The organism is Pseudonocardia sp. NPDC049635 (assembly GCF_040659795.1).
Lineage (GTDB): Bacteria > Actinomycetota > Actinomycetes > Mycobacteriales > Pseudonocardiaceae > Pseudonocardia.
In genome coordinates this window covers 187,494-194,957 of sequence record NZ_JBFAON010000011.1, presented here as the reverse complement: position 1 = coordinate 194,957, position 7,464 = coordinate 187,494, and the positions used below count along the sequence as shown (strand labels likewise).

Sequence of the window (7,464 nt, the reverse complement as noted above, 5' to 3'; positions counted from 1 at the left end):
GACGCCTCGATCCCGACACCGGCCGCTACCGGCGTCTGTCGGACAACCAGAAGGCGGTCAACGCCGCACACGCCAGACGGCGCGGACCAGGCGAGCGGGCCAACGCCGAGCTGAAGAACTGGAAGATCCTGCGCAAGATCCGCTCCAGCCCGAACCAAGCCGGACAGCTCATCGCCGCAGTTCAGACCCTCATGATCGCCAGCGCATGATCAGGTTGGCAAAGGCTCAGTGCGTGGTAGCCCGCCTACCGTCGAGCAGACCGGCCTCGGCCAGCGCGAAGGCCGCGGTGCAGATCGAGACGATCCGGGTGTCCGATCCGATCGAGGCGAGTGCGGCGCCGAGACCGCCGCCCAGTACGTCCGTGCCCTCGTCGTTCGGTGCGTGTGATCCGAGCACGAACACGGTCTGCGCGGTGGGAAGGATCTCCGGCCCGTACCCGACGACGATCCCGAAGTCACCGTCGGTGGGCACCGGGCCGGGCACCAGCGCGCAGGTCCGTACTCGGTAGAGCGGGTCACCGGCCCCGGACCGGGCCCCTCCGAGGAGTTGGTGGACCAGTCCCAGCTCCATCGGCAGCACACCCGGCCGGATGAGTACAGCGACCTCGTGCCGTCCGTCGGCGTAGTTCGCCGGTCCGCGATGCGGGCCTGCGAGGTCCGGGAGCGGGACGCCGTCGAGGAGCGCGTCCAGAGCAGCGGTCACCGCCGGGCAGTCGTGCCACGGGTCCGCCACCGGACAACCCTGGACGTGCACCAGCACCGCACGCACGGCGCCGGCCCGCGCGCCGATGCGTTCGATCCCGACCACGCGGTCGGCGATCGTGTCCCGGCGGTGCGGGTCGAGCAGGGCCGCGGCGTCGCCCAGCGTGAGACCGATCTCCTGAGCGGCACGGAGCAGGGCCAGCTCGCGCAGCTCGGCGCGGCCGTACCAGCGACGTCCGCGGGCCCGGCTCACCGGCCGGACCAGATCGCGGTCGTCGTAGTAGCGCAACGTCGGCACGGTCGTCCCCAGCAGCCGGGCGGCCTCGTCGATCGGTACGAGAGGCTCGCTCATGTCGTCTTGAGCCGGCACCGGGTCGAGGATGCCCGAAGGCCACCGCGGGTGGGAGCCGTCCGGTCAGTGGCGGGCATCGTGCGGCGGTACCTCGCGATCCCGGCGTGCCCCACCCCACAGGGCGGGGATCGTCGGTGCTGCCAACACCATGACGGCGGCGACCACCATCATCAGCGGCACCGCGCGGATGCCGAGATGGACGGCCGCGACGATCGGCCCACCGATGACGACCAGAACGGTGGCGGCCGTGCGGAGCGCAGCGGTCCGTGCGGTCAGCGGCAGCCGCAGCGGTCGTACCGCACGCGCGGCCGCCAGAGCGGACGTGAGTGCCAGCAGGGCGAGCAACGCGCTCACCGTGGCGGGGAGTGTGGCCAGGACGGTCAGGCCGGCGACCGTCAGGACGACGGCCGCGACCGGGAGTCTGTTCATGACCGGAAGCCTGGACCGTGGACCGTGGACCGACACCGTCCCGAACGACACGGAGCGAACAGATCCGGCCATGTTCCACCGGATCGGCGCCGGTCAGCGGCGGAGCTGCTCGGAGAGTTCCCGGAGGACCGCGGTCTGCTCCCGGACGGCTCCGATCAGCGCGGTGATCTGGTCGTCGCCGTGCCGCATCTCCTGGTAGAGGGCGCTCACGGCATAGGCGGTCGCTGCGGTGTGACCGTCGGTTGCCTCGGCGAAGTCCTTCGCCCGGTCGGCCGCGGAGAGGAGCTCGAGGGCGTGCTCGATGACGTGCTGGCCGCTCTCGCGGTGACTCTCGGGTTGTGGCATGTCCGAATTGTACCTATCGGGTGATCGCCGGGTACGACTTCCGTCGCGGTGCCGACGACCTTCGCATGGTGTGGCACGGGCGTCCGGCCAGGCAGCATCGGGTCGCCGAGTGAGAGGGGCGCACCGATGGACGGGACGAGGGCCACGTTGCCGGAGCTGCTGGCGGTGGTGCTGCTCGATCCCGCCACCGGCCGGTTCGTCGTCGACCGGCAGCGCACCGAGCGTGCGCTGGCCGGCGCGGTGCTGCTCGATCTCGCCGGCCGTGGGCGGCTGGAGACCGAGGAGGGGCCCCGGCCGCGGTTGCGGCTGGTCCCCGGCCCGGCCACCGACGTCGTCACCGACCGGGCCACCCGGCTGCCGTCCGGCTGGTTCTCGGCCCGCCGCGGGGTGAGCAGGCTGGTCCCCGGCCTGCGCCCGGCCGTGCTGGACGCGCTCGTCACGGCCGGGAACGCCGACCGCGAGCGCGGCCGGCTCCCGGGTTTCGCCCGATGGTGGCCGGAACCGGCGCTGCGCGAGGCGCTGCTGGCCGGGACGGTCGCCGCGCTGCGTGACGGCGTCGCCGTCGACACCCGCCTCGCCGCCCTGGTCTCGTTGCTGCACGCCGTCCGGGCCGAGCACCGGGTGCTCCACGGGCGGCGCCGCGAACTGCGGGAACGCGCCCGCGTCGTCGCCGACGGCGACTGGGCCGGCCCGGCGGCCACCGCGGCCGTCCGAGAGGTCCAGGCCGTCACCGCGGCGGTCGTGGCCTCCGCGGCCGGGGCGGGAGCGTGCCGGTGAACCGGCGTGCTCCCGGCAACAGGGCGGGACGGGAGAGGTCCTGACCGCCACGCCCGGGCGCGGCGCAGCGGGGGGACCGCGCACCCCGTCGCTGCCGGGGGAACTTCCTGGACAGCTCCGCCGGGCGGCCTATGGTCGACGGGTGCCGGTACGCCCCTCCGTGATGTCGGCGGTCCTGATGGTCGCCGTCGTCGTCGCCGGGCTGACCGTCGCCGAGACGCGGGAGATCACCGGCCCGCTGGACGTCCTGCAGTGGGTCGTCGGTGCCGCCGCGGTCGCGGCGATCCCGTGGCGCTACCGGTACCCACGGGCGTTCGGCGTGGTCGCGGTGCTCTCGGCGAACGTCTCGCCGTTGACGAGCTACCTGCCCCTGGTCGGGGTGTTCGTGGTGGCGACCCGGCGCCGGGTGTACGAGACGGTGCTGATCACGGTGCTCGCGGTCGCCGGTGCCGCACTCAACTTCACCGCGATCCCGGACGCGGGGACGATGTGGGCGATGGTGCTCGGGGCGACGACGCTGCTGGTCACCTCGGTCACCGCCGGACTGTTCACCGGGACCCGCCGGGCGATGGTCGACGACCTGCGCGAGCGGCTCACCCGCGCCGAGGTGGACCGCGCGCTGCGCGACGAGCAGGCCCGGACCGCCGAGCGCCGCCGGATCGCCGGGGAGATGCACGACCGGCTCGGGCACCGGCTGTCGCTGCTGTCGGTGCACGCGGGTGCGCTCGCGCTGCGCACCGATCTGTCCGCGGAGACCGTACGGGAGAGCGCGCAGGTGCTGCGCGACACCACGCACCGGGCGATGGAGGACCTGCGGACCATCGTCGGGGTGCTGCACGACCCGCCGTGCGACGAGAACGAGGACCCCGAGGACCTGGGCGCGGTGGAGGGCCTGGTGGCGGAGGCGCGCACGGCGGGCGCCGACGTGTCGCTGCGTTCCACCGCGCTGCTGATGGTGGCGCCACCGGGGCAGCCCCTGGCCGGGGTCGCCTACCGGGTGGTGCGTGAGGGCCTGACCAACGCGGCCCGGCACTCGCCCGGTGCGCCGGTGGAGGTGGTGCTGGACGGGCGCCCGGGCCGCGACCTGACCGTCACGGTCACGTCCGGCCGGCCCGCCGAGCGTCCGGCGCCGGAGGGGGCGGGGACCGGCCTGGTGAGCCTGCGCGAGCGGGTCGAGACACTCACCGGCGGCACGCTGGCGCACGGCCCGCTGCCGGCCGGGTACCGGCTGCGGGCGGTGTTGCCGTGGCGGAAGGAGAGCCTGTGAGTCCCGATCCGGAGATCCGGGTGCTGCTGGTGGACGACGACCCGCTGGTCCGTGCCGGTCTGCGGGTGATGCTCGACGGGCACACCCTCACCGACGGTGCGGCGCCCCGGCGGATCAGGGTGGTCGGCGACGCCGGTGACGGCGACGAGGTGCCGGCGGCGGTCCGGGCCGGCCGCCCGCACGTCGTACTGATGGACCTGCGGATGCGCCGGGTCAACGGTGTCGTCGCGACCCAGCGGCTGACCGCCGAGCCGGACCCGCCGACCGTCGTCGTACTGACGACGTTCGACGCCGACGAGCACGTCGTGCGGGCGCTGCGGGCGGGAGCGGGCGGGTTCCTGCTCAAGGACGCCGCGCCGGAGGGGATCGTCGAGGCGGTCCGGGCCGCCGCCGACGGTGACGCGGTGCTCTCCCCGGCGATCACCCGCAGGCTGATCGGCATCGTGCGCGGCGGCCCCGGCCCGGTCGACCGGCGCCGGGCCGCCCGTTCCCGGCTGGACCGACTGGCCGGCCGGGAGCGCGATGTCGCCGAGGCGGTCGCCCGCGGCGGGTCCAACGCCGACATCGCTGAGGAGCTGCACATGTCGGTGGCCACGGTGAAGTCCTACGTCTCCAAGTTGCTGCGCGAGCTGGGCCTGGACAATCGGGTGCAGATCGCGCTGCTGGTCCGTGACGCGGGCGATTAGTTTCCGGTGCCCGCCCGGTCGTCCGGGTATGAGGCTCACATCGACCGTGTTCGTGTCCGTCGACGGCGTCTACCAGGGACCCGGCGGCCCGGAGGAGGACCTCTCGGGCGGGTTCACCCGCGGTGGCTGGCTGGTGCCGCACTTCGACGACGAGCTCGGCTCGGTCATGGACGGCATCTTCGGCCGGGCCGACGCGTTCCTGCTCGGCCGACACACCTACGACATCTTCGCCGCATCCTGGGGCGCGATGGCAGACCCCGGTGACGACCCGATCGCGGTCGGGTTCGCCACGCTCCCCAAGTACGTCGTGTCGACGATGTCGACCACACCGTCCTGGGCGGGGACGAGCGTGCTGCCCGGTGAGGTCGGCGCGGTAGCCGAGCTGAAGCGGAAGCCGGGCCGGGAGCTGCAGGTGCACGGCAGCGGCCTGCTGGTCCGGTGGCTGCTCGCGAACGAGCTGCTCGACGAGTTGACCCTGGTCGTCGCACCGGTCGTGGTGGGGGCCGGGCGCCGGCTGTTCCCGGACCCGGGGCTCGAGACCGCCCTGACCCTGACCGGGTCGCGGACCACCCCGGCCGGTGTCGGCGTCCTGACCTACCAGGTGGGTGGGCGTCCGGAGTACGGCCTGATCGAGGTGGAGTGATCAGCGCGGCCAGGGGTTGAGGGAGCAGCCTCGGAGCCCGAGGGTCTGCTGCTGCATCACCGGGGCCGGCCGGCCGGGCCCGGGACAGGGCTCGTGACCGTGCCCGAGCCAGTGGCCGACCTCGTGGTTCACCAGGTAGCGGCGGTAGGCGGTCAGGTCGCGGGCGTACTCCGGGGTGCCGGTGACCCAGCGTTCCAGGTTGAGCACGACGCGGTCGCCGTTGCGGCAGGACAGCCTGCCGACGGTGTCCAGCGGCAGGCACAGCCGGTCGGCGAGCTCCGGGGTGGCGAGCACGATCCGCAGCGGCGCCGCGCCGTCGGTCCGGGCGAAGCCGACCGAGCCGTCACCGCCCCAGGAGCGGGGGTGGTCGAGTACCGCGGTGACGAACGCGGCGAACGTGATGCCGTCGACGTCGATGCCGCGCTCGATCTCGACCCGCATCAGGACGGTCCGTGCCCGTCCGGCGGGCGCGGCGTCCCCGCCCGGGACGACGACGGTCTCACCGGACGCGGAGCGCGGCACCTCCCGGCTACGGACGCCCGCCTGGACGTCGGCCTCGGAGCGTGCCGGCTCGGCGGGTCCTGCCGGTCCTGCCGGTGGCGAAGGTGCGGCCGGTGCTGCCGGCGCCGGTGGGGCGGGCACCGCGGTCGCTTCGCCGAGCGGCGGCCCGGGCGCCGGGCCCGGGGCGTCGTCGACGGCGCCCGGTCCGCAGCCGGCCAGCAGGGTCAGCACCGCCAGCACCGCCGGCACGGTCAGGGCGACGGTGCCGGTGCGGGCCGGCCGGGCACCGGCCCGGAGGAGGTGCGGCACGCGGGCCAGGGTGACAGAGTCGCACCCGGCCCACGAGCCGCCACGCGTCGTTGCGGGCGCCGGTCAGGCGATCCGCTCGAGCTTCTGGATCACCAGCTCGCCGTCGAGCAGGTCGCCCGTCCAGCCCGGTCCGCAGCTCCGCCTCCTTGCCCGGCCGGGCACGCATCCGGGCGACGACCGTCAGCAGCTCGCGGTCGTCGTCGGTGGGGTGGGCATCGTCGCCTCCGTGGTCGGTGGTGCCCGACGACCATCGCGCAGCTCGGCGGGTGCGTCACGCCGGACCTGGCTACGGTCGGCGGCATGAGCGATGGGGCGGGCACCCGGGCGACGGCCGGCGCGATGGCCGAGGCGGCCCGGGAGTGGCTCGACACGCTCGACGCCGGGCAACGCGAGCGGGCCACCGGGCACGTCCCGAGCGGCGACGGCGACACCGACGCCGAGCGCAGGCGCTGGTTCTACACGCCCACCGACCACGGCGGGCTGACCTTCCACGAGCAGCTCCCGCCGCAACAGCGGGCGGCCATGAAGCTGGTCGGGTCGGGACTGTCCCGGGCCGCTTACGTCACCGTCGCGACGGTGATGGGTCTGGAGAACGTGCTGGACCACAGTGAGGGGTTCGTGGCGATGTTCGACCGCACCCGCGGTCGCGACCCGCTGATGTACTACCTGCGCGTGTTCGGCGAGCCCGGGGGCACCGGCGCCTGGGGGTGGCGGTTCGGCGGCCACCACGTGTCGGTCAACATGCTCGTGGTCGACGGGGAGGTGGTGGCGACGACGCCGTGCTTCCTGGGTGCGGACCCGGCCACCTCGGAGCTGCTGGGGGAGGCGACGCTGCGCCCGCTCGGCCGGGTCGAGGACCTGGCCCGCGATCTCGTACGGTCCTTGCCCGCCGAGTTGCGCGGGCGGGCGGTGCTGCTGGACAAGGCCCCGCCGGACGTCGTCGCGGCGAACCGGACCGATCCGCAGGAGGGTGACAACTGGATTCCGCTGGCCGGGATCTGGCGGGGCCGGTTCGGCTCGGACACCGAGCAGGCGAAGCTGGACGCGGCGAGCGAGGCCATCGAGGAACGGGCCGGGTTCACCGGCCCCGAGCAGGACCTCCTGCGGCTGTCCCGGAGCCCGCGCGGCGTCCCCGCTTCCGAGCTGGACGCCGCGCAGCGCGAGATGCTGCGTGACCTGCTCGGAACCTACCTGTGCCGGGTCCCGGATGAGGTGTCGCCGATGACCCGCTACGACGAGGCCGCCGAGCTCGACCGGGTGCACGTGGCCTGGGCCGGTTCGCTCGACCGCGGCGCCCCGCACTACTACCGGCTGCAGGGTCCGCGGTTGCTGATCGAGTGGGACAACACCCAGCGCGGGGCGAACCACGCGCACTCGGTGTGGCGGGACCCGTCGTCGGACTTCGGGCTGGACGTGCTGGGGGCGCACCGGGCGGCGCACCACCTGGCGTGAGC

General features: G+C 74.3%; 10 protein-coding genes. 6 read left to right on the top strand and 4 right to left on the bottom strand.

Features of this window, described 5'->3' with window-relative positions; translation table 11 throughout:
* Window positions 1–209: transposase family protein (locus AB0J24_RS15935; protein WP_358681528.1), on the top strand; the 209-nt coding region annotated here is incomplete at its 5' end.
* A 16-nt stretch (window positions 210–225) separates the two neighbouring features.
* On the opposite strand, the gene AB0J24_RS15930 is transcribed toward AB0J24_RS15935, so the two are convergent.
* The 3 genes from AB0J24_RS15930 to AB0J24_RS15920 all read right to left on the bottom strand — a co-directional run bounded on the left by AB0J24_RS15930 (window position 226) and on the right by AB0J24_RS15920 (window position 1,827).
* The gene (locus AB0J24_RS15930) at window positions 226–1,053 is read right to left on the bottom strand and encodes a MerR family transcriptional regulator (RefSeq protein ID WP_358681525.1); all 828 of its coding nucleotides are present in this window, start codon (window positions 1,051–1,053) and stop codon (window positions 226–228) included.
* Window positions 1,054–1,116: 63 nt separating this feature from the next.
* Window positions 1,117–1,482 (bottom strand): hypothetical protein, encoded by a 366-nt coding sequence (locus tag AB0J24_RS15925; protein ID WP_358681522.1) that lies wholly within the window; start codon window positions 1,480–1,482, stop codon window positions 1,117–1,119.
* Between the two features lie 93 nt (window positions 1,483–1,575).
* Entirely contained in the window at window positions 1,576–1,827 is a 252-nt protein-coding gene (locus tag AB0J24_RS15920) for a hypothetical protein (RefSeq protein WP_358681520.1), read from the bottom strand.
* A 126-nt stretch (window positions 1,828–1,953) separates the two neighbouring features.
* Here AB0J24_RS15920 and AB0J24_RS15915 point away from each other — a divergent pair, with 126 nt between their 5' ends.
* From AB0J24_RS15915 to AB0J24_RS15900, 4 genes are all read left to right on the top strand, one after another.
* Complete coding sequence (locus AB0J24_RS15915; RefSeq protein ID WP_358681517.1) at window positions 1,954–2,604, top strand: GPP34 family phosphoprotein; 651 nt, start codon at window positions 1,954–1,956, stop codon at window positions 2,602–2,604.
* Window positions 2,605–2,746: 142 nt separating this feature from the next.
* On the top strand, window positions 2,747–3,871 hold the full coding sequence (locus AB0J24_RS15910; RefSeq protein WP_358681514.1) for a histidine kinase: 1,125 nt from the start codon (window positions 2,747–2,749) through the stop codon (window positions 3,869–3,871).
* The gene (locus tag AB0J24_RS15905) at window positions 3,868–4,557 is read left to right on the top strand and encodes a response regulator transcription factor (protein WP_358681511.1); all 690 of its coding nucleotides are present in this window, start codon (window positions 3,868–3,870) and stop codon (window positions 4,555–4,557) included. The genes AB0J24_RS15910 and AB0J24_RS15905 overlap by 4 nt, the downstream gene beginning before the upstream one ends.
* Before the next feature lie 28 nt (window positions 4,558–4,585).
* Window positions 4,586–5,200 (top strand): dihydrofolate reductase family protein, encoded by a 615-nt coding sequence (locus AB0J24_RS15900; RefSeq protein WP_358681509.1) that lies wholly within the window; start codon window positions 4,586–4,588, stop codon window positions 5,198–5,200.
* On the opposite strand, the gene AB0J24_RS15895 is transcribed toward AB0J24_RS15900, so the two are convergent.
* Window positions 5,201–6,010, bottom strand: coding sequence for a DUF3152 domain-containing protein (locus AB0J24_RS15895; RefSeq protein WP_358681507.1), 810 nt, complete (start codon window positions 6,008–6,010; stop codon window positions 5,201–5,203). It abuts the gene before it with no gap.
* A gap of 300 nt (window positions 6,011–6,310) precedes the next feature.
* On the opposite strand from AB0J24_RS15895, the gene AB0J24_RS15890 reads away from it, so the two are divergent.
* A complete protein-coding gene (locus tag AB0J24_RS15890; RefSeq protein WP_358681504.1) occupies window positions 6,311–7,462 on the top strand; it encodes a DUF3500 domain-containing protein in 1,152 nt (383 codons plus the stop codon).
* Window positions 7,463–7,464: the final 2 nt, after the last annotated feature.